This is a genomic window from Sphingomonas arvum (assembly GCF_026013565.1).
GTDB lineage: Bacteria > Pseudomonadota > Alphaproteobacteria > Sphingomonadales > Sphingomonadaceae > Sphingomicrobium > Sphingomicrobium arvum.
Genome location: NZ_JAPDOB010000001.1, coordinates 1,430,562 through 1,456,522, shown reverse-complemented (window position 1 = coordinate 1,456,522; position 25,961 = coordinate 1,430,562). Strand labels below are relative to the sequence as shown.

Below are 25,961 nucleotides of genomic sequence, written 5' to 3'. Positions count from 1 at the left end.
GTGTCCCAACTATTCATCAATCGTCCGATCTTCGCCTGGGTGCTGGCCATCATCACGATGCTGGCCGGCATCGGAGCCATCACTCAGCTGCCGGTCGAGCAATATCCCGACATCGCGCCGCCGCAAATCAACGTCCGCGCGAGCTATCCCGGCGCGTCGGCCGAGACGGTCGAGAACAGCGTCACGCAGATTCTGGAGCAGCAGCTCACCGGCATCGACGGCCTGCTCTATTTCTCCTCCTCGTCCAGCTCGCGCGGCACCGTCAGCATCTCGGCCGTGTTCGCGAAGGGTACCGACCCGGACACCGCGCAGGTCCAGGTCCAGAACCAGGTCCAGCAGGCCGTGTCGCGCCTGCCGCAGCAGGTGCAGCAGCAGGGCGTCCGGGTGACCAAGTCCAACCCGGATTTCCTGCTGATCGTCGGGGTCTATGACGAGACCAACACGCGCACCAACATCGACGTATCGGACTTCCTCACCTCCACCCTGCAGGACCCGCTGTCGCGCGTGTCGGGCGTCGGCGACGTCAACGTGTTCGGCTCGCCCCGCGCGATGCGCATCTGGCTCAACCCGCAGCGGCTCGCCGCCGTTGGGGTAGTGCCCGGCGACGTGATCACCGCCATCCAGAACCAGAACACGGAAGTGGCGGCCGGCGAGATCGGCAGCCTGCCGCAGACCAACAGCCAGCTGCTCAACGCCACCGTCACAGCCCAAGGCCGCCTGCAGACGCCCGAGCAGTTCGAGAACATCATTTTAAAGACCGAGGCCAGCGGCGCCACCGTCCGCATCCGGGACGTCGCGCGGGTCGAGCTTGGTGCCGAGAACTACAACGCGGTGATCCGCGTGAACGGTCATCCGGGCGCGGGCATGGCGATCAGCCTGGCGCCGGGCGCCGACGCGCTCGCCACCGCCGACCTCGTCAAGGCGCGGGTAAGTGACCTGTCGAGCAGCTTCCCCGAAGGCTTCAAGGTCGCGTACGCCAACGACACCACCGCCTTCATCAAGCTGTCGGTCGAGGAAGTCGTCAAGACGCTGATCGAGGCGGTGGTCCTCGTCGTCATCGTCATGTTCATTTTCCTGCAGAGCTGGCGGGCGACGCTGGTCCCGGCGATCGCGGTGCCGGTCGTGCTGCTCGGTACCTTCGCCGTCTTCTATCTCGCGGGGTTCAGCATCAACACGCTGACCCTGTTCGGCCTGGTGCTGGCGATCGGCCTGCTGGTCGACGACGCCATCGTGGTAGTCGAGAATGTCGAACGGCTAATGGAGGAGAACCCCGGCATGTCGCCGCGGGACGCCACCATCCAGTCGATGAAGGAGATCCAGGTCGCGCTAGTCGCCATCGCAGTAGTGCTGTCCGCCGTGTTCCTGCCCATGGCGTTCTTCGGCGGCTCGACCGGCGTCATCTACCAGCAGTTCTCGCTGACCATCGTCTCCTGCATGGTGCTGTCGGTGCTGACGGCATTGATCCTGAGCCCAGCGCTCACCGCCACCCTCCTCAAGGCGCGCAAGCCGGCCGAGCAGGAAGCGGCCGAGCGGCAGGAGACCAGGGCGTGGCAGCGGCCGGTGCACCGCTTTCAGGACTGGTTCAACCGGACCTTCAGCCGCGGGGTCGAGCGCTACGGCAACGCGGTCGCGACGGTGATCAACCGCAAATGGCTGTTCCTGGCGATCTACGCCTTGCTGTGCGTCATCCTGGTGGTCCTGTTCCAGCGCCTGCCGACCGGCTTTCTGCCCACCGAGGACCAGGGCGCGGCCAGTGTCCAGTTCCGCCTGCCTGCCGGCGCTACCCAGCAGCGGACGCTAGAGGTGCAGAAGCAGATCGAGCAGTACCTCAACCAGTATGAGGCGAAAAATCTCAGCGTGGTGTTCACCGTGGCCGGAGGTGGCGGCGGTGGCGGTGCGACGGGCCAGAACACGGGGCAGGGGTTCATCAACTTCGCGCCGTGGGACGAGCGCAAGGGCAAGGAGAACACCGCCGACGCCATCGTCCAGCGCGCGTCCGGCGCTTTTCGTGGCTTCCGCGACGCGCAGGTGTTCGCCCTCGTGCCGGGAGCCATTCGCGGCCTGGGCCAGTCCAACGGCTTCACCATGGAGCTGCAGAACCGCAGCGGCATGAGCCGCGAGCAGTTCGTGCAGGCCCGCGACCAGCTGCTGGCCGCGGCGAACAGCGATCCGCAACTGACCGGCGTGCGTCTCAGCGACCTGCCCGATGTCGCCAACCTGAAGATCGACATGGACCAGCAGCGGCTGACGGCACTTGGCCTCAACCAGGGAGACGTCAACAGCACCCTGTCGACAGCCTGGGGCGGCCGCTACGTCAACGACTTCATCGACAAGGGGAGGGTGAAGCGCGTCTATGTGCAGGGCGACGAGCCGTTCCGCTCCGATCCGTCGGACCTTAGCCAATGGTACGTCCGTGGCTCGGACGGGCAGATGTCGCCGTTCTCCTCCTTCGCCCGGATCGACTGGGGCACCGGGCCGAGCAGCCTGTCGCGCTTCCAGGGCGTGCCGGCGTTCGAGATCCAGGGGCAGCCGGCGCCCGGAGTCAGCTCCGGTACTGCTTTGAAGCGGATGGAGGAACTCGCCTCCCAGATCCCGGGCACCAGCGTGGCCTGGTCGGGTGCGTCCTTCCAGGAACGGCTGTCGTCCGGCCAGGCGCCCTTGCTCTACGCCCTGTCGCTGCTGGTCGTCTTCCTGTGCCTCGCCGCCCTTTACGAAAGCTGGACGATCCCGGTCGCCGTGCTGCTGGTCATCCCGCTTGGCTTGGTCGGCGCCATTTTCGCGGTGACGCTGCGCGGACTGGAGAACGACGTCTACCTACAGATCGGACTGCTCACGACCATGGGCCTTGCCGCCAAGAACGCCATTCTGATGATCGAATTCGCCGAGCAGGCCGAGCGTGCGGGCAAGCCGGTACTCGATGCTGCGCTGGAAGCGGCCCGCATCCGCTTGCGGCCAATCCTGATGACCAGCTTCGCCTTCATCTTCGGGGTAATGCCGCTGGCGATTTCGACCGGTGCTGGCGCCAACAGCCGGATCGCAATCGGTACCTCGGTGATCGGCGGCATGATCACGGCAACGGTGCTCGCGATCTTCTACATCCCGTTCTTCTTCGTGCTGGTCCGGCTCGGCGCCAAGCGGGGGGTGGCAAAGATCCGCGAACGCTTCGGCCGCACGCCGCCGCCTGCCGCCCCGGCCGAGGCGCGGGCATGAAGCGCGCCGTCCTCCTGCTGACGGCAGCCGCGCTGGCCGGCTGCACGTCACTCGACCCGACCTACCTGCGTCCGGCCGCGCCCGTGCCGCTCAGCTGGCCGACCGGTGATCCGTACCTGGCCGAGGCGCCGGCGCTGCCGAACTTCACCCATCGTGATGTCTTCCGTGACATCCGGCTGCAGACGCTGATCGCCCAGGCGCTGGTCAACAACCGCGACCTCAGGATTGCCGCGGCCAACATCGCGGCCGCGCGGGAACAGGTGCGGATCGCGCGTGCGGCCCAGCTGCCACAGGTGGGATCGAGCGCCACCCTCGATGCCAACCCCCGCCGGAACCCCTTCGGCGGGATCAACGGCGTGCGGCTCAGCCCGGCGATCAACGTCCTGCCGTCGTTCGAGCTCGACCTCTTCGGCCGCCTGGCCTCACTGACCCGGGCGGAGCAGGAGCGACTGTTCGCCACTGGTGCGGCCGAGCGGGCGACCCGAGTGGCGCTGATCGGCGACATCGCTGACGCCTGGCTGGCCCATGCCGCCGATACTTCGCTGCTTGCCATTGCCGAGGATACCGTTCGCTCGGCCGAACGCAGCCGGGCCCTGACCGAGGCGCGCCTGCGCGGCGGCGTCGCGCCCCGGACCGACCTGCTGCAGGCGCAGCAGGTGCTGGAAACCGCCCGTGCCGACCTCGCCGAACAACGAGCGCTCAGGGCGCAGGACGCCAATCTCCTGCAGCTGCTGGTCGGGGCGCCGGTCGACTCGAGCCTGCTGCCGACCTCGCTCGACCAGGCTGCCGGAACCGTCGCGGCGCTTCCAGCCGGGCTCGACTCCCGCATCCTCCTGCGCCGGCCGGACGTCATCCAGTCCGAATTCGAGCTTCGCGCCACCAATGCCGAAATCGGGGCCGCCCGCGCTGCCCTGTTCCCGACCATCTCGCTGACCGGCCTGCTTGGCTTGGCCAGCGATACGCTGACTGGCCTGTTCAGCGGTGGCGCCTTCAACTTTTCGGCTGGGGTCCGCGCCGACTACAGTATCTTCAGCGGGGGCGCGCGCCGGGCCAACGTCCGGCTCCGCCAGGCCGAGCAGCGGGCCGCCGTCGCGACCTACGAGCGGACCATTCAGACCGCTTTTCGCGAGGTGGCCGACGCGTTGGCCGACCGGAGCACCCTAGTCGACCGGGTCGCCGCTACCCGCCGTAATGCCGCGGCGGCCAATGAGACCCTGCGGCTGGTCACCGCCCGGTATCGCGAGGGTATTGATCCGTACCTCGCCACCCTTGATGCCCAGCGCACTGCCTACTCCGCCCAGCGCTCCCTGGTGCAGGTGCAGTTCACGCAGGCGCGGAATGCGGTAACTGTCTACCGGGCGCTGGGGGGCGACGGCATCTGAAGCCTCCGATCGGCATCGGCGTGGGTCGTTACCGGTCTGAAACCTTTGCCGCGCAGCTTGGTTGAAGTTGCTCGGGGGTTTGTGTGACCTCGGGCAGGAGCGAAAAGGCGGCCGCGGCCATGATCTGGGACGAGCATTACAGCCACGCTTGCCGCTGGGATGAGCGATTGCAGCCGCTCGCCGTTCACGAGCTGCTGACCCGCAGCGCGGCCGCCAAGCCGAGCGGCATCGCGCTTGATTTCTACGGCCGCCGAACGCTCTATTCGGAACTGCTCGACCAGGCGCAGCGGTTCGCGCGCGGCGTTCAGCAGCTGGGCCTGGGGAAGGGCAGCCGGATTGGCCTGTTCCTGCCCAACACGCCGCACTATCCGGCGGCTTACTATGGCGCGTTGCTGGCCGGCGCGACGGTGGTCAACTTCTCGCCGCTTTATTCGCCCGACGAGGTGCTGGCGCAGGCGCAGGACTCCGGCATCGACGCGATGGTCTGCCTCGATCTCGCCCGGCTGTGGCCGCCGATCAAGCGGCTGCTCGACGAAGACGCGGTCAAGCACGTCCTAGTCGGAACACTCGCCGAAGTGCTGCCAACGGCCAAGGCGATCGGCTTCCGCCTGTTCAAGCGCAAGGAGCGGCAGGCCCTGCCCACGGACCCGCGCGTGACGCGCTGGGCCGATCTGCTCGCGAACGACGGTGCCTATGTAGCCAGCACGGTCGACCCGATCCGCGACATCGCGCTGGTCCAGTATACCGGCGGGACCACCGGCGTCCCCAAGGGCGCGGCGCTGAGCCACGCCAACCTCACCATCAATGCGCTGCAGCTGGAGGCGATCGATCCGGAGCGGCCGCGCGACGAAGGGCGGGTGCTCGGCTGCCTGCCGCTGTTCCACATCTTCGCGAATACCGCGATCCTCAACCGGTCGGTCCTGAGCGCGGCCGAGATCGTGCTGCTGCCCAAGTTCGACGCCGCCGAGGCGCTGGCCGCCATTCGCCGCCGGCGGTGCACCGACATGGCGGGCGTGCCGGCCATGTTCCAGGCTTTGATCGACCATCCAAGCTGCTCCGCCGCGACCTTCGACAGCGTCAACCAGGCCTTTTCAGGCGGTGCGGCGATGACCCCGGCGCTCAAGGAGCGGTTCGAGGCGGCGACGAACGCTCGTGTGCTGGAAGGCTATGGCATGACCGAAAGCGCGGGCGTGGTTTCCGTCAACCCATACCACGGCGAAGCGCGCGCCGGCACTGTCGGCCAGCCGCTGCCCGGCACCGCCGTCCGCATTCTCGCCGAGGACGGAACGGAGCAGCCGCAGGGCGAACGCGGCGAGATCGTCATCAGCGGCCCGCAGGTGATGACTGGCTATTGGCGTCAGGCCGAAGGCGGGGTCGAGCCGCTTGCCGGCGGCGAGTTCCGGACCGGCGACGTCGGCCTGATCGAGGCTGACGGCTACCTGCGCATCGTCGACCGGCTGAAGGACATGATCAACGTGGGCGGCTTCAAGGTCTTCCCCAGCCAGCTCGAAGCCGTCCTTGCCCGTCACCCGGCCGTGGCCGAGGCCATCATCATCGCCGCCGAGGACGAACGGGTAGGGGAGCGGCCGAAGGCCTTTGTCGCGCTTAAGCCCGACGCCGCGGCCACGCCGGACGAGCTAAAGGCGTTTCTCAACGCCAAGATCGGCAAGCATGAGCGTGTCAGCGAGCTGGAGATCCGGCCCGAGCTGCCCAAGACGCTGATCGGCAAGCCGGATCGCAAGGCCCTGCAGGCCGAGGAACGCGCTCGCCATGCTGCGGCCACGGAGCCGCTGATCGCCGCCTAGCGGAAGCGCGCCGCCGTGATCTCGGCCTGGAAGAACGGCAGGAAGTCGGGCGTGCCGAAGTGATTGCCGATGCTGACCCGGGCGGGCACCGTAAATCCGCCGAACCGCCGCTCCGCCAGCACGGTGCCCCCGAACGGCTGCAGACGGAAGACCTTGTCGGGGTTGGCGTTGCTCCAGCGCTGACCCACCACCTCGAGCAGGCGGCCGTCCGGCGCCAGCGTCAGGCGATTGGCGATCGGTCCCGCGACCGTCGGCACCGAAACCTCGGCTTGGTCGGGCCCGACCTGCCGCCAGCGCGCGCCCGCTTGCGGCAGGAGTGTTGACGGCACCCAGATCGCCTCCGCTGCCGCGCGGAAAGCGGCCGAGCGGACGAGGTCCGGGCCGCTGCTTACCTCGTTGACGACCGGCACCAGCCCGGCGACCCAGAAGCGGGTCCATGCCTTGCCATCGTGCAACCCGTCAGAACCCGTGATGATCACCGGCCCGCGAACCAGGCGCGGCTGCCACAGGAAGGCGCTTCGGGAAGGCGCCAGCGTCTCACGCGCCGTCATGGCATAGGCCCGCGCGGCCTCGGCCGTATCGCCGAGCAGGAAGGTGCCGCGCATGTCCAGCTCGACCGTGGTCGCCAGCGGTGTGCCGGGCGCGATCGCGTGGCGTAGGTAGCGCTTTGCGACCTCGGGCAGGCCAGCGAGCATCTGTTCGTCAAACCGGGCTTGGGCGAGTTCGGCTGCGTCGAGCATGGCGCGGTGCACCCGCTGCTCGTCGCGCGCCCCCGATTGCCGGTAGACCGCCCCGAGCGCCACCCCGGCGCCGAGCACCGCGCCGGCTCCGAGAGCCACTTTTCGCATCAAGCCCATGCGCCGCTCTACCGCCGTCCGACTGGCCCTGGATTGACGCACATCAGATCTCGCGGGCGACCAGCTCCTTCATGATTTCCGACGTGCCGCCATAGATCCGCGTGACCCGCGCGTCGCGCCACAGCCGCGCGATAGGATATTCGTTCATGTAGCCGGCGCCGCCATGCAGCTGCAGTGCGGCGTCGCATAACTGGAACTGGGTCTCGGAATGCCACAGCTTGGCGGCGCTCGCCTCCGCCGGGGTCAGCTTACCGCGCACATGCCGCTGGATTGCCCAGTCGATGTGCGCCCAACCAACCTGCAGCCGCGCTTTGAGGTCCGCCAGCGTGAACCGCGTATTCTGAAAATCGAACACCGATTTGCCGAATGCCTTGCGCTCCTTGGTAAATTCCACCGCGAGGTCGAACGCCCGCTGCGCTGCCGCCTGGCACTGGACCGCGATCGACAATCGCTCCTGCGGCAACTGGTTCATCAGCATGGCGAAGCCACCGTTCTCCTGCCCCAGCAGGCGGTCGGCGGGCAGCTTTACCTCGTCGAAGAACAGCTCGCTGGTGTCGTTCCCGTGCAGCCCGATCTTGTTGAGGTTCCGCCCCCGGCTGAAGCCCTCGTCGCCGCTTTCGACCAGGAACAGGCTGATCCCCCGCGCGCCGCCTTCCTCCGTGCTGCGGGCGCAGACGATGACGAGGTCAGCCATCTGGCCGTTGGTGATGTAGGTCTTGCTGCCCGACAGCCGCCAACCGTTGCCGTCGGCCCTGGCCATGGTCTTCATGCCCTGCAGGTCGGACCCGGCGCCCGGCTCGGTCATGGCGATGGCGGTGATCACCTCGCCGGACACCATGCCCGGCAGCCAGCGGCGCTTCTGCTCCTCGGAGCCGTAGGCGATCAGGTAATCCGCCACGATGTCGCTCTGCAGCGACCAGCCAGCCGCCGACCCAGCGTAGCTCACCTCCTCGCCGACGATCGCGTTCCAGACGAAGTCGAGGCCCGGCCCGCCATAAGCTTCCGGCACTCCTGGGCACAGCATGCCCGCCGCGCCCGCCGCCAGCCAGGCTTCCCGCTCAACCATGCCCTCCCGCTCATGCCGGTCGGTGTCGAGCCCCGCGACAACCTTGCGCACCGTGTCGCGGAAGGCGTCGTGGTCCTCATCGAAGATCACGCGGGTCGAAGTGTCGAGCATGGGTCCTCCTTGTGCCCGGCAGGCTAGAGGCTAGAGCAGCGGGGAGGAAGAGGGTGCGAATGGCCGGAGCGCTGGCAGGGCTGACAATCGTGGAGCTGGCGGGACTCGGACCCGGACCCTTTGCGGCGACCATGCTGGCCGACCATGGCGCCCGGGTCATCCGGGTCGAGCGGCCCGGCAACCTCAGCGTTCCCAACGACCCGCTGACCCGCAATCGGGAAAGCATCGCCCTCGACCTGCGCCAGGAAGAGGGCAGGGCGGCCGTCCGCCGCCTGGCCGAACAAGCCGACGGCCTAATCGAGGGCTATCGACCGGGCGTGATGGAGAAGCTTGGACTTGGCCCCGACGCGCTGCTCGAGGCGAACCCGCGGCTGGTCTACGGCCGAGTGACCGGCTGGGGGCAGGACGGGCCGCTCAGCACGGAAGCCGGGCACGACATCAATTATGTGGCGCTGACCGGCCTGCTGGGTTGCATCGGCGAGCCTGACCGACCGGCCGTGCCGCCCCTGAACCTGGTCGGCGACTATGCCGGCGGTGGGCTAATGCTGGCGTTCGGCATGGTCAGTGCGCTGCTGTACGTGCAGCGGGGCGGAAGCGGCCAAGTAGTCGACGCTGCCATGACTGACGGTGCGGCGCTGACCGGAGCCATCATCTACGGGCTCAAGGCTGCCGGGCTGTGGCGCGACGAGCGCGGCGCCAACCTGCTTGACGGCGGCGACCCGATGTATGGGTGCTACACCTGCGCCGACGGCAAGGAGCTGAGCGTCGGCGCCATCGAGCCGCAGTTCCGGGCTGCGCTTTTCGCAGGCTTGGGGCTCGGTGGAGCGCCGACCAAGGCTGAGGTTGCGCAAGCGATTGCCGCCAGGCCGCGCGACGAGTGGGTGGCGCTGTTCGCCGGGCAGGATGCCTGCGTCGCGCCGGTGCTCAGCCTGCCCGAGGCGCCGCAACATCCGCACAACCAAGCGCGCGGCACCTTCATCAAAGTCGGCGGCGTCGTTCAGCCCGGCCCGGCCCCGCGCTTCTCCGCCACCCCCGCCGCCAGCCCGCGCCCACCCCGTCCGGAGGGCGCTGACGGCACGGCGATCCTGGGCGAGCTTGGTTATGGCGAAGACGAGATCGCCGACTTGCGCGCAAGCGGAGTGCTCCGGTGAACCCACTTTATGCTGATATGCCGCTCAGCATTTTCGAGCGGATGAGCATGGCGGCGATCCGCCACGGCGCCGTCAACCTGGGTCAGGGCTTTCCCGACTTCGGCTGGCCCGAACCGCTGGTCGAGGAAGCAGCCCGGCTGCTGCGCGAGGGCAGCAACCAGTATCCGCCCTCGCGCGGCCTTCCGGTGCTGCGCGAGGCTGTGGCCGCCCACTACAACCGCTGCCATGGACTGCAACTCACCGCCGACCACGTGCTGGTGACGAGCGGCGCCACGGAGGCGATCGCCGCTGCCATACTTGCGGTGATCGGTCCCGGCGAGGAGGCGATCGTGATCGCGCCCGCCTACGACGCCTACGCGCCGCTGGTTCGCCGCGCCGGCGGCACAGTCCGCGAGGTGGCGCTGCGGGCGCCGGACTGGCAGATCGACGAAGCTGCGCTGCGGGCCGCCGTGACCGATCGCAGCCGCCTGCTAATCCTGAACAACCCCCATAACCCGACTGGTCGCCTGTTCTCCCGCGCCGAACTGGAGGCTGTGGCGAGCATCGCCCGCGAGCACGACCTGCTGGTCCTTTCCGACGAGGTCTGGGAGCATGTGCTGCTCGACGGCGCCGCCTTCACCTCCCTTGCCGTGCTGCCGGGCATGGCGGAGCGCACGCTGAAGTGCGGGTCGGCAGGCAAGATCTTCTCGCTCACCGGCTGGAAGGTGGGCTGGCTGGTCGCTCCGCCCGCGTTCGCCGGCGTGGTCGCCAAGGCGCACCAGTTCCTGACCTTTGCCACGCCGCCGAACCTGCAGGCGGCGGTTGCCGTCGGCCTGGCGCACCACGAGTGGCTTACGCCCATGCGCGCCGCGTTTACCCGCGCCCGCAATCGGCTCGTGCATGGATTGGAGCAGGCCGGCTATGCCGTGCTGCCGGCGCAGGCGACCTACTTTCAGTGCGTAGACCTGGCCCAATCGGGGATCGACATGACCGACATTGAGTTCGCAACGCTCGCAGTTGAGCGGGCCGGGGTGGCTGTGATCCCGCTTTCGCCTTTCTTCGAAGCGGAGCCGGTAACCACCATGGTCCGCCTCTGCTTCGCCAAGCAGGACTCGACCATCGATGCAGGGCTCCAGGCGCTGGCCAAGGCACGAGCGCTCGCATGCTGAGCCCAGCCGCGGAAGCGTCCGACCTGCTACGCCACTTTGGCCTGAGCGGCTCCGGCGGTCTCGATAGCCGCTCGCCTATTGATGGGGCAGTGATCGGCTCGGTCGACGAATGCACCGACGTCGAGGGCATCTGCGCGGCCGCGCAGGCTGCGTTCCTGGCTTGGCGCACCGTTCCCGCCCCTCGCCGTGGCGAGTTGGTCCGCCTGTGGGGCGAGGAACTTCGCCGGGAGAAGACGGCGCTTGCCCGACTGGTCACGCTTGAATGCGGCAAGATCCTAGCCGAGGCCGAGGGCGAAGTTCAGGAAATGATCGACATCTGCGACTTCGCGGTCGGCCTGTCGCGCCAGCTGTACGGCCTGACCATCGTCAGCGAGCGTCCGGACCACCGCATGATGGAGCAATGGCACCCACTCGGGCCGGTGCTCGTCATCTCCGCCTTCAACTTTCCCGTAGCGGTGTTCGCCTGGAACGCGGCGCTCGCACTGGTCTGCGGGAACTCCGTGGTATGGAAGCCGAGCGAAAAGACGCCGCTGGTCGCCGAGGCGGTGCTCGTGCTCCTGCGGCGTGCGGCGGAGCGCTTCGGCGGCGTGCCGGAAACGCTGGTTCAGGTCGCCCAAGGCGGCCGGGAAGTGGGCGAAGCACTGGCCGACCACTCGCGCATGGCCCTGGTATCCGCAACCGGCTCCACCCGCATGGGCCGCGAACTGGGTCCACGCGTTGCGCGCCGCTTCGGTCGGGTCCTCCTGGAACTCGGCGGCAACAACGCAATGATCGTCGCGCCTTCCGCCGATCTTAAGTTGGCCGAGCGCGGGATCCTCTTCTCGGCCGTCGGCACCGCCGGCCAGCGCTGCACCACGCTGCGGCGCCTCATTGTTCATGAAAGCATCGCCGACCAGCTGGTCGCCCGAGTCCGGGAGTTGTTCGCGGCGGTCAACATCGGGGACCCGCGCGAGCCCGGCGTGCTGATGGGCCCGCTCATCGACGAGGCCGCTTGGACCTCCATGCAGGCGGTCGTTCCAGACGCCGAGCAGGTTGAGGCGGTCGCCGGCGGTGTCTACGTTCGCCCCGCACTCGTCGAAGTCGAATGGCCGGACCACCGCGCGCTGAACGAGACCTTCGCGCCCATCCTGTACCTCGTCCGCTACTCGGAGCTGGACCAGGCCATCGCCATCAACAACGGCGTACGGCAAGGACTTAGCTCGTCGATCTTCACAACCGATCTCAGGGAAGCGGAGCGGTTCGTCTCAGGCGTGGGCTCGGATTGCGGCATCGCCAACGTCAACATCGGCCCGTCCGGCGCGGAGATCGGTGGGGCGTTCGGCGGGGAAAAGGAGACCGGCGGCGGCCGTGAGAGCGGGTCGGACAGCTGGAAGGCCTATATGCGCCGCCAGACCAACACGGTGAACTACGGCAACGACCTGCCGCTAGCGCAGGGCATCAGCTTCGACCCGGCGCCGTAGCTGCTGATCGGCCGGCGGGTTGACCAGCATCTTCCATCGCCGCTTGTGCCGTGAGTTCCAGCCGACCAGCTCCCCCGGCACCAGCGGCTGGGCGATCAGGAATCCTTGCGCCGTGTCGCACCCCAGTTCGCGCAGCAGCGCCAGCTGCTCGGCCGTTTCCACCCCCTCGGCCGTGGCCGTGAGGCCCAGCCCATGCGCCAGGTCGATGATCGCCTTGACGATCACCAGACTGTCGTTGCTGCGGCACATGTCCGAAACGAACAGCCGATCGATCTTCACGTCCGTGAACGGCAGCTGCCGCAACTGCATCAGACTGGAATAGCCGGTCCCGAAATCGTCGATGGCAAGACCGATCCCCTTGATCCGGAACCGGGTAAGGGTGTCCATCAGCTTGATCAGCGGCTGCGTGGCGCCTTCGGTCAGCTCCAGCACCAGCCGGTCAGTCGGCACATCGAGGGCCCGGCACATCCGCTCCACCAGATCCGGAAAGTCCAGGTGTTGCAGTGACAGGGCCGAGATGTTGAAGGCGATCGTGGTATCCAGCCCTTGCGCGCGCCAGGTCAGCCATTGCCGCAAGGTCGTGCGCAGGCCCCATTGGGTGAGCTGGTCAATCAATCCGTGGCGCTCGGCCAAGGGCACGAACCGCGACGGCGCCACCGGGCCCATCGCTGGGTCGTCCCACCGGACCAGCGCTTCAACCCGGATCAGCTGACCGTCGGCAAGCGCAACCTTGGGCTGGTACACCATCGTCAGCCGGCCGTTCAGCAGGGCGCGCTCGAACCCGTCGAGCAACTTGATGTCCGCCGGGGAAGTCATCGCGAAACGGTCGGTCGGACCTCCTTGAGGATGGCCTCCAGCGCTTCGAGCCGAGCGGGTTTCTCGAGCGGGCCAACCATCGTCAGCCCCAACGCTTCACCAAGCCGGAAGGCGCTGTCGAGCACCCGCCGGTCAAAGCCGGAGATGATCAGCACGGGGCCGCGGAAATCTTCGCCGCTGAGAAAGCGAAGCAGCTCCACCCCGTCCATTCCTGGCATGCCAAGGTCAAGCACCACCACGTCCGGCCGCCGCTCACCGTAGCGGCGCCGAAAATCGGCCTGGTCGGTTCCAATCGCCGGCTCATAGCCGCAGTCCTGGGCGGCACTGGCGAAAAAGCTCGCAAGCGCCGGTTCGTCGTCGATCAGCAGCAGGCGCGGCCGCTCCATTCTTGTGTTCTCCCCGAGCAATCTTCCCCCTTGCGCCGCGAAAACCGCTCCCGTCAAACCCTGTTACGGCTTCTTAACTTCGTTGCGGCAGGGTCGAAGGATGTCGGCACTCCCGGCAAAGGAGAAGCTTTCCGTGTTGGCATCGTTGATCCGCCGCAAAAGCCGCAAGCCCGTGAGCGAAGAGGCCGCGTTCGAATCGACGACGTTCTCGCTCAGCACCGCTGTGCCGCGGCCGGTCGAGCGCCGCAGCAACGACCGCGTGCTGTCGACCTTGCAGGTCGGCAAGCTGTCCAGCGTCGGAGGCGAGCAGCTGATCCGCATCCGCAACCTCTCAGCGGGCGGGCTGATGGCCGACTGCGGAGTCCCACCACCCGTCGGTGACGCTGTGGAAGTGGAGTTCTCCGGGCAGAAAATTCCAGCCACCATTGTCTGGATCCGCGAAGGCGCGGTCGGCATCAAGTTCGACCAGAACATCGATCTTGGCGAGCTGCTGGCCGGGCGCAAGCCGCGCCATGGTTTCCGCTCCCGCCCACCGCGCCTGCAGGTGGAGTGCAAGGCCTCCGTCCGGGTCGGCCGCACCTTCTACACCTGCAACGTCCATGACATCTCGCTGGGCGGGATGAAGGTGGAGCCGATCGGCGAGTACTGCCTGGGCAAGAAGGTCGTGGTCGTCATCGAGAGCCTCCGCCCGGTGAAGGGCGAGGTGCGCTGGTATTGCGACCGTCGCGCCGGCATCGTGTTCGACGAGGAGCTTCGCTTCGAAGAGGTAGCCGAGTGGGTCGGCAAGCGGCTGGAAGTCGCCAGCTTGAAGGCGGTCCACAAGAGCCGCTAGTTTCGCACCAGTTCCACCCTACATGTCACTCCGAGTTATCGAGCGGAGTGTTTGAACATGGCGGAAAGCCAAGCGATTCTGGCCGGCGGCTGCTTCTGGTGCACCGAGGCGGTGTTTCTGGACGTCGTGGGCGTCAGCAGCGTCGAGAGCGGCTACATCGGCGGGCAGACGGTGAACCCGACTTACAAGCAGGTCTGCGGCGGCGACACCGGCCATGCCGAGGCGATCCGGGTCACCTTCGACGAGGCACAGGTGAGCTATGCCGACCTGCTGGACATCTTCTTCGCGACCCACGATCCGACCCAGCTCAACCGGCAGGGCAACGATATCGGTACGCAATATCGCTCCGCGATTTTCCCGCTGGACGACACCCAGGCGCAGATCGCCCGGGACAAGATCGCCGAGCATAATGAGGACCAGGGCGGACGCATCGTCACCACGATTGAGCCGCTATCCGACTGGTATCCGGCCGAGGATTACCACCAGGATTATTGGGCGAACGAGGGCCAGCGCAACCCGTACTGCATGGCCGTGATCCCGCCCAAGCTGCAGAAGCTGCGCAAGAGCTTTCAGAACCGGTTGAAGTCGGCCCAAGCCACCGCCTGAGCCGGCTCAGCCGAGCTTGCTGAGCGCGAACGCGACCAGGAAGCCGCTGACGGAGATCAGTCCGGCGAAGTCGTGGGTGCCTTCGGACGCCTCGGGTACCATGGTATCCACGATCATCGCCAGGATGGCTCCGGCCGCGACTGCCTGAACAAAGGCGACGACGCCAGGGTCGACGCCGGCAAAGGCAACGTAGCCGATCGCTGCCGCGGCGCCCGAAATCAGCGCAATACCGGTCCACAGGCCGAAATTGTAGGCGGCGGACTTGCCCTCCTGCTTCAGCCCGGCGGCGCTCGACAGGCCTTCGGGCAGGTTGGACAGGAACACGGCAATAACGGCCACCACACCAACAGCGCCGCCCTGGATCAGGCTCACGCCGATGACGATCGATTCCGGGATGCCATCGAGCAGAGCGCCGAGCGCCAGCGCCAGGCCGTTGTTCGGATGCTCGGCCGCTTGCTGATCGCGCTTGCCGCTCGCACCGCTGCGCTTGCGATGGCGCGCGCCGCGGTGCGCCAGGACCCAATTGGCCGCCGTATAAATCGTCGCGCCGGACAGGAATCCGCCGGCCACCGGCAGGAATCCACCTTGCTTCCATGCTTCGTCCATCAACTCAAACGACAGGGCAGAGATCAGCACGCCGGCCCCGAACGCCATAATGGCGGCGATCAGCCGTTGCGGCAGCCGGGCATACCACCCGACCAGCGCCCCCAGCAGCAGGGCCGAGCCGGACAGCAGCCCCCATAATCCAGCTTGGATGGCGACGGGCATGCCTTACTCCTTGTCGGCCGCCGCCCTGCGCAGCCGGTCGTTGATTGCCCGGCCAAGTTCGTGATCCGGCACCGAAGCAACGGCAATGGCGTCAACAGGTTGCGCGTCGGCGTGGTGAAGCGCTGCGAACAGGTTGGCCGCCGCTTCCTCAAGACTGCCGGCCGCGCTCAGAGTATCGTCCCCGGCGATCGGGCCGAAACCGATCAACCACTCGCCTGCCTGCCGTTCCGTGGCGTTGAGGCGCACGGGCTTGGTGGGCGCATAATGGCTCGCCAGCATGCCGGGGGCATGGACCGGTCCGCCGGTAACTTGCTCAGCGTCCGGAACTTGGACCGGACCCGGCCGCAGCAGCCGCAACCCGCCACGGCCGACCGCCACAATCGTGCTCTCCAAACCTCGCTCGGTCGCGCCGCCATCCAGGATCAGCGGCACTCGTCCGCCCAGCGACGCCAGCACATGCTCCGCGCGCGTCGGACTGATCCGCCCACTGGCGTTGGCCGATGGCGCCGCGAGCGGCCGGCCGGTCGTCCGCAGCAGTGCCTGCATGACCGGATGCGCCGGCACCCGCAGCGCCACGGTTGGCAGGCCGGCGGTTACCAGCGGCGCCACGGGCGCGCCCGCCCGCAGCGGCACCACCAGGGTCAGCGGCCCAGGCCAATGACGCTGCGCAAGCTCCCGCGCGCGCTCATCGAACGCGCCCAGCGCCTCCGCCGCGGCGAAGTCCGGCACATGCACGATCAGCGGATTGAAGCTCGGCCGCCCCTTGGCCGCATAGATGCGCGCCACCGCCTCGCCGTTCGTCGCATCCGCCGCCAGCCCATAGACCGTCTCCGTCGGCACGGCGACCGGCTGCCCCGCGAGGATCAGCGCCGCCGCCTCGGCCAACGTTGCCTCGTCGAACGGCCGTACTGCGGTGTCTTGGACGGTCATGCCCGGCTCGCTATGGCAATCGGCAAGAGCTCACAAGGGAAGCCCCATGACCTTTCGCGTACCCGTCCAGGAACAGCGCTTCGTTCTCGACCAGGTGGTCGGGATTGCGGAGCTGACCAACGACCTCGACATCGTCGACGCCGTGCTGGAAGGCGCGGCGCAATATGCCGAGGGCGAAGTCGAGCCGCTGAACCGCGTCGGCGACGAGGTTGGCGCCAAATGGTCGCCCGATGGGGTCACGCTGCCGCAGGGCTTTCACGAGGCCTACCGCCACTTCGTTGAAGGCGGCTGGATGACGATCAGCGCGCCGGCGGATGCGGGCGGGCAGGGGCTGCCGGGCGTGCTCGGGGCTGCTGTCATGGAGGATCTGAACGCTGCCAACCTCGCGTTCGCGCTCTGTCCGATGCTCAGCATGGGCGCGATCGAAGCACTGGAGGCGCACGGCTCGCCCGAGCAGAAGCGCGACTATCTGGCCCGGATCGTCTCGGGCGAGTGGCCGGCAACCATGAACCTGACCGAGCCGCAGGCCGGATCGGACGTCGGCGCGCTCAAGACCAGGGCGGAGCCGAACGGCGATGGCAGCTGGCGGATCACCGGCTCCAAGATCTACATCACCTACGGCGAGCACGACCTGGCCGACAACATCATCCACCTGGTGCTCGCCCGCACCCCCGACGCGCCGGTCGGCACCCGTGGCATCTCGCTGTTCCTGGTCCCCAAGGTCCTGCCCGACGGCAGCCGCAACGACGTCCGCTGCGCTTCGATCGAGCACAAGCTTGGCATCCACGCCTCACCGACCTGCGTCATGGCCTACGGAGACAACGGCGGCGCGACCGGTTGGCTCATCGGGCCCGAGCATGGCGGGATGCGCGCAATGTTCACGATGATGAACAACGCGCGCCTCAACGTCGGCCTGCAGGGCGTCGGCATTGCCGAGCGGGCGACGCAGCGGGCCGTCGATTATGCTCTCGGCCGCGTCCAGTCGGCCCGTGCCGGCGGCCCCAGCAAGGACGCCGTTGCAATTCACGAGCACCCGGACGTGCGTCGCATGCTGCTGCGGATGCGGGCACTGACCATGGGTGCTCGGGCGCTGACCTATTATGCCTTCGGGCAGGTGGACCGTGGGCAGGGCGGCGACGCGCAGGCAAGCATGCGCGCCGACGTGCTCACCCCGCTGGTCAAGGCCTGGGGCACGGACGTCGGCTGCGAGGTCGCCAGCCTCGGCATCCAGGTCCATGGCGGCATGGGCTATGTCGAGGAGACCGGCGCAGCGCAGTACCTTCGCGACGCCCGCATCGCGCCGATCTATGAAGGCACCAACGGCATCCAGGCCGCCGACCTGGTTAACCGCAAGCTGGGACTCGACGGCGGGCTCGCCTTCGATGGCCTGATCGCCGACATCCGCGCGGAAACGGACTCGCCGAGCCTGCAGGCGCTGGCCGATGCAGTCGAGATTGCCGCCGCCACCCTCCGAGGCGCCGGCCACGACGACCGGCTGGCGGGCAGCTATCCGTTCCTGACGATGACAGCCGTCCTGAGTGCCGGCTGGTTGCTCGAACGGCAGTCCAAGGCTGCGCGAGGCGGCACGCCCTTCGACCAAGTCAAGCGGGCGGCCGCCGGTTACTTCATGTCAGTGGTGGTGCCCGAAGCACTCGGGCTCGCCGCTGGGGCAGAAGCTGGCGCCGAGCTGCTTTACTCTGTTCCCGCGGAAGCGCTGGCCTAGGCTCGCTCCGTTCCGAGCAGCTCGGCGGGATTGATCCCCAACTGCTGCATGCGGGTGCGGATCGCTGGCCACTCCTGAGTGACGAACCGGTCCCGCTCGGCGTGTGACAACCGCGCTCGGGCACCCTCGGCAACGAACATGCCCACGCCGCGCCGGACGACCACCAGACCATCGTCCTGGAAACCCTGGTACGCCTTCGCGACCGTCAGTGGGTTGGCGCCCTGCTCGGCAGCAAGCGCGCGGACCGAGGGCAGGGGATCGCCGTCCTTGTAGCGTCCGGCGAGGATCCGCTCGGCGATTGTCTCCCGCAGGCGAAGGTAGACCGGCTTGTCGGGAGCGGCACGAAGCGTCATGCTGTTTTAATACAGCGAGCCGCATAGGGTTGCAAGTGGCGCTAAGCTTCCGTCGGGCTCCATTGGCGCACGATCCGACTCAGGAGCGGCCGCGGCCGCTCCTGCAGCGGCTGCCCCGGCGAACCGAAGAAGAAGAAGCCGATGATCCGTTCATCCGGACCTTGAGCAAAGGCCTCGCGCACCGTCGGATCATAGGCAGCCCAGCCGGTCAGCCAGCTGCCGACGAAACCCAGCGCGTTGGCCGCGTGCAGCAGGTTCATGCCGACGGCGCCGGCGGACATCTCCTGCTCGTCGATTGGTACCTTGTGCCCCCGCACCGGGGCCGACAGGAGCACCACCAGCGCCTCGCCCTGCCGGGCAAACTGGTCGGCCTTGGCATGGTGAGCCGGGCCAGCTTCCGGATCGTTCTGCTCCAGCGCCCGGTGCAGCAGCGCAGCCAGCGCCTCGCGCTGGTCGTCTTCGACGATCACGAAACGCCACGGCGCCAGCTTGCCATGGTCGGGCGTGCGCGCGGCGACGGCGATGATCCGCCCCAGCTGCTCCGGCGACGGGCCTGGTCCCACCATGTCGCGGGCCCTGGCTGAACGGCGGGTTTCGAGCAGCGCGAGCGGGGTGGAGCGATCATTCAGCATGGGCGAGCCCACATAAGGCGCGGGTCTGGCAGTCACAATGCGCTTGGCAGACGGGAAATGCTCGTTACGGTGCCGCCGCATTCAGCGCCTCCCGGCGCGCCTCGGAGAGATTCTGCATGGTCAATGTCGGACCGGAAACCACCACTGCTCCCATGACTGACGATGTCGGGCGGAGCGATGAGAAGGGCTGGTTCGGCCATCCGCGGCAATTGGCCCGGCTGTTCACCACCGAGATGTGGGAGCGGTTCGGCTACTACGGCATGCGGGCGCTGCTGACCCTATACCTGACCAAGCATTTCCTCTTCTCCGACAGTCAGGCGACCGGGCTCTACGGCGGTTATACCGCGCTTGTTTACCTGACGCCGCTGGTCGGCGGCCTGCTGGCGGACCAATTCCTCGGCTCCAAGCGGGCGATCAAGTTCGGTGCGCTGGTCATGGCGGCCGGCTACTTCCTGCTGGCCTTCGGCGGCAGTCCGGCCAAGCCGTATGCCAGCATCAACGGACAGCGCTACGAGGTCGTTGTCGACAATTTCGTTGACCGGCCGACCAGCCGCCCGGATGAGACGCGCTCGGTCGTCATCGACAACCAGAAGCTCCAGATCCGCGGCAACGACGACGGCACCATCTCGCTGTTGAGCGGCGGTCAGGAAGCGCGGCGGCTGCCCAAGGGTTCGTTCGAGTCGGGCGCCCAGCGCGACGACCTGACGCTCACCATCATGCTGATCGCGCTGTCGCTGATCTCCGTCGGCAACGGCTTCTTCAAGCCGAACATCTCAACGGTGGTGGGTGCATTGTACGCAACCGGGGACCGGCGCCGGGATGCGGGCTTCACCATATTCTACATGGGCATCAACCTGGGCAGCATCGGTGGCCAGTTCTTCTGCCCACTGTTGGCCGACTGGTTCGGCTGGTGGGCGGGCCTGAGCCTCGCGGGCTTTGGCATGTTGATCAGCTACGCACTGGTCCAGTTCGATCGCGGGCTGCTGAATGACTATGGCAATCGCCCCGACAACGCGCCGAACCGCGACATCCTCATCTACGTCGCGGCATTCATTGCCGTGCCGGTGCTGGTGTTCCTGTTCCACAACCTGATGAACTCGCAGCCGGCTGAGGCCGGGTCGGGCTTCATCGGCTATCTCGCTTCCCTGTCGCTGATGGGCAAACTGTTGTTCGGCACCTTCATCGTGGCAGTGCCCGGGATCCTTTTCTGGTCCTATGCCAAGGGCACCCGCCAGGAAGCGCAGATGATGACGGCGGCGATGATCCTGATCGTGTTCAACGTCTTCTTCTGGACGCTGTTCGAACAGGCCGGCTCCTCGCTGACCCTGTTCGCGGACCGCAACACGGACCGCAGCGTGTTCGGCCTGTTCAGCCTGTCGGCGCCGCAGACTCAGAACTTCAACCCGCTGTTCATCGTCATCTTCGCGCCGATCCTCAGCGCCGTTTGGCTCCGCCTCGCCAAACGGGGGTTGGAACCCTCGATCCCGATTAAGTTCGCCATCGCGCTCATGGGCGTCGGTGCGGGCTTCCTGCTGCTGGTGTTCGGCGCGCAGTTCGCGGGCCCGGGCAACAACTATCAGGTCGGCTTGTGGTGGCTGGCGGGCCTTTACCTGATCCACTCGCTGGCCGAACTGTGCATCTCGCCCGTCGGCCTGTCGATGATCACCAAGCTGTCGATCGCCCGCGTGGTCGGCCTCATGATGGGCGTCTGGTTCCTGTCGATCTCCGTCGCGCAGTATGTCGCGGGCGTGGTGGCCCAGTTCGCCAGCGTGGAGACGGTCGGTGGCCAGGTCACCAACCTCCGGAACAGCCTGACGACCTACACTGGCACCTTCACGACCATCGCCTGGATCGCGATCGGCGCCGGCGTGGTGCTGTTCCTTCTCTCATGGCCGCTCAAGAAGTGGATGCACGGGGTCAAATGAGCATGCGTCTGAGCTTCGTCGCCGCGGCCTTCGCCGTCTCCCTCGCCGGTTGCGCCAGCACTGGCGACAAGCTGGCACCGGAGCCGGTCAACCGAAATCCATATCCTTCCACCTATCGAGCCTATCCGGGCGTACCGACGCTGCTGCGCGGCGCCACGGTGCTGGACGGCGAGGGCGGGCGGATCGACGGCGGCGACGTGCTGCTGGTTGACGGCAAGATCCAGGCCGTGGGGCAGGGGCTTAGCGCTCCGGCCGGCGCGGTGGTGATCGACGCTGCGGGCAAGTACGTGACCCCCGGCGTTATCGACATCCATAGCCACCTCGGCGACTATCCCAGCCCAGCCGTCCAGGCCCACGACGACGGCAACGAAGCAACCGCGCCCGCGCGGCCAGAGGTCTGGGCCGAACACAGCGTCTGGCCACAGGACCCAGGTTTCTCGCGGGCGCTCGCCAACGGCGGCGTGACGTCGCTGCAGGTCCTGCCCGGCTCCGCCAACCTGTTCGGCGGTCGTTCCGTGGTGCTCAAGAACGTGCCTGCCCGCACCGTGCAGGGCATGAAGTTCCCGGGCGCGCCCTACGGCCTCAAGATGGCGTGCGGCGAGAACCCCAAACGCGTCTACGGCTCCAAGGGCCAGATGCCCTCCACCCGGATGGGCAACATCGCGGTTACCCGCCAGACCTGGCTCCAGGCCCAGGCGTATAAGCGCAAATGGGACCGCTACGAACGCGAGGGCGGCGACATGCCCGATCGCGACCTCGCGATGGACACGCTGCGCGGTGTGCTCGCCGGCGAAATCCTGGTGCAGAACCACTGCTACCGGGCCGACGAGATGGCCAACATGATCGATCTGTCCAAGGAGATGGGCTACAAGATCACGGCCTTCCACCACGCGGTGGAAAGCTACAAGATCGCCGACCTGCTGGCGCGCGAAGGCATCTGCTCGGCGATGTGGGCCGACTGGTACGGCTTCAAGATGGAAGCCTACGACGCCATTCCGGAGAACGTCGCGCTGGTCGACCGCGCCGGCGCCTGCGCCATTGTCCACTCCGACGACCCCAACGGCATCCAGCGCCTTTACCAGGAGGCGGGCAAGGCGATGGCGTCAGGCCGCCGCGCGGGCATGCCGATCACCGAGGAGCACGCCTGGACCTGGCTCAGCGCCAATCCGGCCAGGGCGCTCGGCATCTTCGATCGGGTGGGCAGCCTCAAGCCCGGCAAGATGGCGGACGTGGTGCTGTGGAACGGCAATCCGTTCAGCACCTACACCCGGCCCGAACGCGTGTGGATTGACGGTGCTCTCATGTACGACGCCAACAATCCGCGGCTTCGGCCCGTCAGCGATTTCGAGCTCGGCCAGACTGGCCAGGGAGACGTGAAGTGATCCGCTCCGTGCTGCTCGGCGCCCTGTTGGTGGGCACCGCCGTTCCGGTCTCCGCCGAAACCATCGCCATCGTCCGGGGCACCGTGGCGATCGGCGATGGCTCCGAGCCGATCCAGAACGGCACCGTGGTCATCCGTGACGGCCGGGTGGTCGGCGCGGGCGCGGGCGTCGCCGTCCCCGCCGGCGCTCGGGTCATCGACGCCACCGGCAAGTGGGTTACCCCCGGCATCGTCGCCGGCTTCTCCCGCCTTGGCCTCAGCGACGTGGACGCGGTCGAACAGGCCACGGACACCAGCTCCGAAGGCCCGTTCAGCGCCGCCCTGGACATCGCGCCGGCGATCAACCCCAACGGCCAGCCGGTCGCCATCAATCGAGCCGACGGGGTCACCCGTGCGATCGTTGCGCCGTCCGTCGGCAAAAGCATCTTCGCCGGGCAGGGCGCGCTGATCGACACCGGCGCCGACCTGGACGCGGTCACTCGCCCACGCCTCTTCCAATTCATAGAGCTGGGCGAGACCGGTTCGGAGCAGGCGGGTGGGTCCCGCGCCGCCGCCCATGTGCTGCTCCGCAACGCCCTGCGGGAAGCGGCTGAGCTCGGCCGCGCGCTACCCGTCGGCGCAAGTCGGTCGGATGAGGCCAGCATGGACCAACGCGAACGGCCCGTCGTCCGCAACCCGAACGAATCGCGCGACTACCGCGGCAACCGCAGCCAGGACGTCCTGCTGACCCGCTTCGATGCCGCCGCACTGGTGCCGGTGCTGCAGGGCCGCCAGCTGCTCATGATCCATGCCGAGCGCGCCTCCGACCTCCTGCAGGTGATCGCCCTTGGGCGCGAGTTTCCGCGGTTGCGCCTAGTGATCGTCGGCGCCGACGAGGGCTGGACCGTGGCCGACCGCCTTGCGCAAAGCGGCATTCCGGTGATCGCGTCCGCCCTGTCCGACCTCCCAGCCAATTTCGAGAGCATTGCCGCGACGCAAAGCAACGTCGGCCGGATGCGCGCCGCCGGGGTGAAGGTCGCGATCGGCACCATCAATGACGACGATACCCGGATGGCGTTCCGCGCCCGCTACTATGCCGGTAATCTGGTCGCCCTCGCGAAGGTGCCCGGCGCCGCCGGCCTGAGCTGGGGTGAGGCGCTGGCGATGGTAACCAGCCGACCGGCCGAGGCTGTCGGCCTGGGCGGCGAGATCGGCAGTCTCCAGGCTGGCCGCCGCGGCGACGTGGTGATCTGGTCCAGCGACCCGCTCGACAATGCGTCGGCGGCGGAAACGGTACTGATCGACGGCGTCGAGCAACCGCTCGCCACACGCCAGACCCGCCTCCGCCAACGCTACCAGGACCTCTCGCCGGGTGTCCTGCCCCAGGCCTACCGCCAGTGAGCGGCACCGGGGCCGTTGCGCTGTTCGCGGCCCTGTTCGTCGGTACCCACCTGCTGATGTCCCATCCGTTGCGGGAGCCGCTCGCCGGGCGCCTCGGCGCTCGCGGGTTCCAGGCGGCCTACTCGGCCGTTTCCTTCGCCACCTTCATCCCCATGGTCCTCGCCCGCCGCAACACCGGCCCGCAGCCCTGGCTGTGGCAGCCGGGCGAAGCGCTGTGGTGGATCGCGGCCCTGCTGATGCTGGTCGCGTCCGTGCTGCTGGTCGGCTCCTTCGTCCGCAACCCAGCGATGGTCACCATGCAGCAGCACGATGCGGTGATAGGCCGGCCCAGCGGCGTGTTCCGCATCACCCGCCATCCAATGATGTGGTCGTTCGCGCTGTGGGCCATCGCCCACCTGCTGGTGCATCCGGAGCCCTCGGCCATGGTCATCGCGGTGGCGGTGCTCGTCCTTGCGCTCGTCGGCTCCGCCGGACAGGAGGCCAAGAAGCGCCGTCAGCTCGGTGACCGCTGGGCCAATTGGGTCGCGCAGACCAGCTTTCTGCCGTTTGCTCGCGGCGTCGCTTTCCCCGGCTGGTTCGCGATCATCGGCGGGATCGCGCTGTTCGTCGCCGCAACCTGGCTTCACCCGATCCCTGTCGGCGTCTGGCGCTGGCTAGGCTGATCCAGCAGCGCTAAGGCGCTCGCATGGCACGCAAGTTCTTCGGCACCGACGGTATCCGCGGTCTCACCAACACCGCCCCGATGACCCCGGAAGTAGCGCTCAAGGTCGGCCAGGCCGCCGGCGCCCATTTCGTGCGCGGCGACCACCGCCACCGGGTGGTCATCGGCAAGGACACCCGCCTGTCCGGCTACATGATGGAATCGGCGCTGGTCGCCGGCTTCACGAGCGTCGGCATGGACGTCGTCCTGCTCGGACCGATGCCGACGCCCGCCGTCGCCATGCTGACCCGCTCCATGCGGGCCGACCTCGGCGTGATGATCTCCGCTAGCCACAACCCCTTCGCCGACAACGGCATCAAATTGTTCGGCCCCGACGGCTACAAGCTAAGCGACGCCGACGAACTGGAAATCGAAGGCCTGCTCGAAGGAGCGCCGCCGCTCGCTCAGCCCGAACTCATCGGCCGGGCCAAGCGGATCGACGACGCCCGCGGCCGCTACGTCCACTTCGCCAAGGCGACCTTCCCTGAACAGCTCCGCCTGGACGGGCTGAAGATCGTGGTCGATTGCGCGCATGGCGCCGCCTACCACGTCGCCCCCGATGCGCTGTGGGAGCTTGGGGCCGACGTCATCCCTCTTGGCGTCACGCCGAACGGCATCAACATCAACGATGCTTGCGGGTCGACCCACCCGCAGCTGCTCCAGCAAACTGTGGTCGCCAGCGGCGCCGACATCGGCTTGGCGCTGGACGGCGACGCCGACCGCCTGATCGTGGTCGACGAAACGGGCAAGGTGATCGACGGCGATCAGCTGATGGCGCTGATCGCGCTCGACCAGCATCGCCTCGGCCAGCTCAAAGGCGGAGCGGTGGTCGCCACCGTGATGAGCAATCTTGGTCTTGAACGGAAACTCGATGCTGAAGGGTTGCGCCTGGAACGGACCAAGGTCGGCGACCGCTACGTGCTCGAAGCGATGCGCGCCACCGGCTGCAACGTCGGGGGCGAGCAGTCAGGCCACATCATCCTGACCGATCACAGCACCACGGGCGACGGGCTAGTTGCCGCCCTGCAGATCCTCGCGGCCATGGTGGGGCAGGGCAAACCCGCCAGCGAGCTCCTTGATCAGTTCGAGCCCGTGCCGCAGCTGCTCAAGAACGTTCGGTTCGCCGGCGGCGCGCCGCTCGAGGCAGACAGCGTCAAGGCCTGCATCGCCGCCGCCGAACGCGAGCTCGACGGGCGGGGCCGCCTGGTTATCCGTAAGTCGGGCACCGAGCCGCTGATCCGGGTCATGGCCGAAGGCGACGACGAGGCGCAGGTCCATGACGTCGTGGAGCGCATCTGCGCGGCGGTGACCAGGGCCGCTGCTTAACGAACTGTTCGCC

22 protein-coding genes are annotated in these 25,961 nt (G+C 67.7%); 14 read left to right on the top strand and 8 right to left on the bottom strand.

Annotated features, from left to right (window positions below):
* The 3 genes from OMW55_RS07145 (at position 1) to OMW55_RS07135 (ending at position 6,397) form a co-directional block, all read left to right on the top strand.
* Positions 1 to 3,210, top strand: a complete 3,210-nt coding sequence (locus OMW55_RS07145; RefSeq protein WP_264881875.1) for an efflux RND transporter permease subunit — start codon at positions 1 to 3, stop codon at positions 3,208 to 3,210.
* Positions 3,207 to 4,592, top strand: a complete 1,386-nt coding sequence (locus tag OMW55_RS07140; protein ID WP_264881874.1) for an efflux transporter outer membrane subunit — start codon at positions 3,207 to 3,209, stop codon at positions 4,590 to 4,592. The genes OMW55_RS07145 and OMW55_RS07140 overlap by 4 nt, the downstream gene beginning before the upstream one ends.
* Positions 4,593 to 4,711: 119 nt before the next feature.
* A complete protein-coding gene (locus OMW55_RS07135) occupies positions 4,712 to 6,397 on the top strand; it encodes an AMP-binding protein (RefSeq protein ID WP_264881872.1) in 1,686 nt (561 codons plus the stop codon).
* Here OMW55_RS07135 and OMW55_RS07130 read toward each other — a convergent pair.
* Both OMW55_RS07130 and OMW55_RS07125 read right to left on the bottom strand, forming a co-directional pair.
* Entirely contained in the window at positions 6,394 to 7,254 is an 861-nt protein-coding gene (locus OMW55_RS07130; protein WP_264881870.1) for a DUF6544 family protein, read from the bottom strand. The genes OMW55_RS07135 and OMW55_RS07130 overlap by 4 nt on opposite strands.
* A gap of 43 nt (positions 7,255 to 7,297) precedes the next feature.
* Positions 7,298 to 8,431, bottom strand: coding sequence for an acyl-CoA dehydrogenase family protein (locus tag OMW55_RS07125; RefSeq protein ID WP_264881868.1), 1,134 nt, complete (start codon positions 8,429 to 8,431; stop codon positions 7,298 to 7,300).
* Positions 8,432 to 8,490: 59 nt separating this feature from the next.
* Here OMW55_RS07125 and OMW55_RS07120 point away from each other — a divergent pair, with 59 nt between their 5' ends.
* From OMW55_RS07120 to amaB, 3 genes are read left to right on the top strand one after another with little or no spacing between them, the layout of a single operon-like run.
* Positions 8,491 to 9,582 (top strand): CaiB/BaiF CoA transferase family protein, encoded by a 1,092-nt coding sequence (locus OMW55_RS07120; protein ID WP_264881867.1) that lies wholly within the window; start codon positions 8,491 to 8,493, stop codon positions 9,580 to 9,582.
* Positions 9,579 to 10,730: an aminotransferase gene (locus OMW55_RS07115; protein WP_264881866.1), complete on the top strand. Its 1,152-nt coding sequence runs from the start codon at positions 9,579 to 9,581 to the stop codon at positions 10,728 to 10,730. Before OMW55_RS07120 ends, OMW55_RS07115 begins: the two co-directional genes overlap by 4 nt.
* Positions 10,724 to 12,190: an L-piperidine-6-carboxylate dehydrogenase gene (amaB, locus tag OMW55_RS07110; protein ID WP_264881865.1), complete on the top strand. Its 1,467-nt coding sequence runs from the start codon at positions 10,724 to 10,726 to the stop codon at positions 12,188 to 12,190. Before OMW55_RS07115 ends, amaB begins: the two co-directional genes overlap by 7 nt.
* Here the strand turns inward: amaB and OMW55_RS07105 are convergent.
* The gene (locus tag OMW55_RS07105) at positions 12,155 to 13,006 is read right to left on the bottom strand and encodes an EAL domain-containing protein (RefSeq protein ID WP_264881864.1); all 852 of its coding nucleotides are present in this window, start codon (positions 13,004 to 13,006) and stop codon (positions 12,155 to 12,157) included. The genes amaB and OMW55_RS07105 overlap by 36 nt on opposite strands.
* A complete protein-coding gene (locus tag OMW55_RS07100) occupies positions 13,003 to 13,392 on the bottom strand; it encodes a response regulator (RefSeq protein ID WP_264881862.1) in 390 nt (129 codons plus the stop codon). The genes OMW55_RS07105 and OMW55_RS07100 overlap by 4 nt, the downstream gene beginning before the upstream one ends.
* Positions 13,393 to 13,564: 172 nt before the next feature.
* On the opposite strand from OMW55_RS07100, the gene OMW55_RS07095 reads away from it, so the two are divergent.
* Both OMW55_RS07095 and msrA read left to right on the top strand, forming a co-directional pair.
* Positions 13,565 to 14,224, top strand: coding sequence for a PilZ domain-containing protein (locus OMW55_RS07095; protein WP_264881860.1), 660 nt, complete (start codon positions 13,565 to 13,567; stop codon positions 14,222 to 14,224).
* Between the two features lie 57 nt (positions 14,225 to 14,281).
* Positions 14,282 to 14,830 (top strand): peptide-methionine (S)-S-oxide reductase MsrA, encoded by a 549-nt coding sequence (gene msrA / locus OMW55_RS07090; RefSeq protein WP_264881857.1) that lies wholly within the window; start codon positions 14,282 to 14,284, stop codon positions 14,828 to 14,830.
* 6 nt (positions 14,831 to 14,836) lie between these two features.
* Here the strand turns inward: msrA and OMW55_RS07085 are convergent, their stop codons facing one another.
* A complete protein-coding gene (locus OMW55_RS07085; RefSeq protein ID WP_264881856.1) occupies positions 14,837 to 15,598 on the bottom strand; it encodes a ZIP family metal transporter in 762 nt (253 codons plus the stop codon).
* Positions 15,599 to 15,601: 3 nt separating this feature from the next.
* Positions 15,602 to 16,528: an L-threonylcarbamoyladenylate synthase gene (locus tag OMW55_RS07080; protein WP_264881854.1), complete on the bottom strand. Its 927-nt coding sequence runs from the start codon at positions 16,526 to 16,528 to the stop codon at positions 15,602 to 15,604.
* Between the two features lie 46 nt (positions 16,529 to 16,574).
* Here OMW55_RS07080 and OMW55_RS07075 point away from each other — a divergent pair, with 46 nt between their 5' ends.
* Positions 16,575 to 18,251: an acyl-CoA dehydrogenase gene (locus OMW55_RS07075; RefSeq protein ID WP_264881852.1), complete on the top strand. Its 1,677-nt coding sequence runs from the start codon at positions 16,575 to 16,577 to the stop codon at positions 18,249 to 18,251.
* Here OMW55_RS07075 and OMW55_RS07070 read toward each other — a convergent pair.
* Together OMW55_RS07070 and OMW55_RS07065 are read right to left on the bottom strand one after the other, a co-directional pair.
* Positions 18,248 to 18,604 carry a GntR family transcriptional regulator gene (locus OMW55_RS07070; RefSeq protein ID WP_264881851.1) on the bottom strand — a complete coding sequence of 119 codons (357 nt, stop codon included), beginning with the start codon at positions 18,602 to 18,604 and terminating at the stop codon, positions 18,248 to 18,250. The genes OMW55_RS07075 and OMW55_RS07070 overlap by 4 nt on opposite strands.
* 41 nt (positions 18,605 to 18,645) lie before the next feature.
* On the bottom strand, positions 18,646 to 19,236 hold the full coding sequence (locus OMW55_RS07065; RefSeq protein ID WP_264881850.1) for a nitroreductase family protein: 591 nt from the start codon (positions 19,234 to 19,236) through the stop codon (positions 18,646 to 18,648).
* A gap of 152 nt (positions 19,237 to 19,388) precedes the next feature.
* Here OMW55_RS07065 and OMW55_RS07060 point away from each other — a divergent pair, with 152 nt between their 5' ends.
* Genes OMW55_RS07060 through glmM form a run of 5 tightly spaced genes read left to right on the top strand, consistent with a single transcriptional unit; the run spans position 19,389 to position 25,948 of the window.
* A complete protein-coding gene (locus tag OMW55_RS07060) occupies positions 19,389 to 21,161 on the top strand; it encodes a peptide MFS transporter (RefSeq protein WP_264882043.1) in 1,773 nt (590 codons plus the stop codon).
* Complete coding sequence (locus tag OMW55_RS07055; RefSeq protein ID WP_264881848.1) at positions 21,158 to 22,543, top strand: amidohydrolase; 1,386 nt, start codon at positions 21,158 to 21,160, stop codon at positions 22,541 to 22,543. Before OMW55_RS07060 ends, OMW55_RS07055 begins: the two co-directional genes overlap by 4 nt.
* Positions 22,540 to 23,922 (top strand): amidohydrolase family protein, encoded by a 1,383-nt coding sequence (locus tag OMW55_RS07050; RefSeq protein WP_264881846.1) that lies wholly within the window; start codon positions 22,540 to 22,542, stop codon positions 23,920 to 23,922. Before OMW55_RS07055 ends, OMW55_RS07050 begins: the two co-directional genes overlap by 4 nt.
* The gene (locus OMW55_RS07045; RefSeq protein ID WP_264881844.1) at positions 23,919 to 24,584 is read left to right on the top strand and encodes an NnrU family protein; all 666 of its coding nucleotides are present in this window, start codon (positions 23,919 to 23,921) and stop codon (positions 24,582 to 24,584) included. The genes OMW55_RS07050 and OMW55_RS07045 overlap by 4 nt, the downstream gene beginning before the upstream one ends.
* Positions 24,585 to 24,607: 23 nt before the next feature.
* Positions 24,608 to 25,948, top strand: a complete 1,341-nt coding sequence (gene glmM, locus OMW55_RS07040; protein WP_264881843.1) for a phosphoglucosamine mutase — start codon at positions 24,608 to 24,610, stop codon at positions 25,946 to 25,948.
* The last annotated feature ends 13 nt before the right edge of the window (positions 25,949 to 25,961 follow it).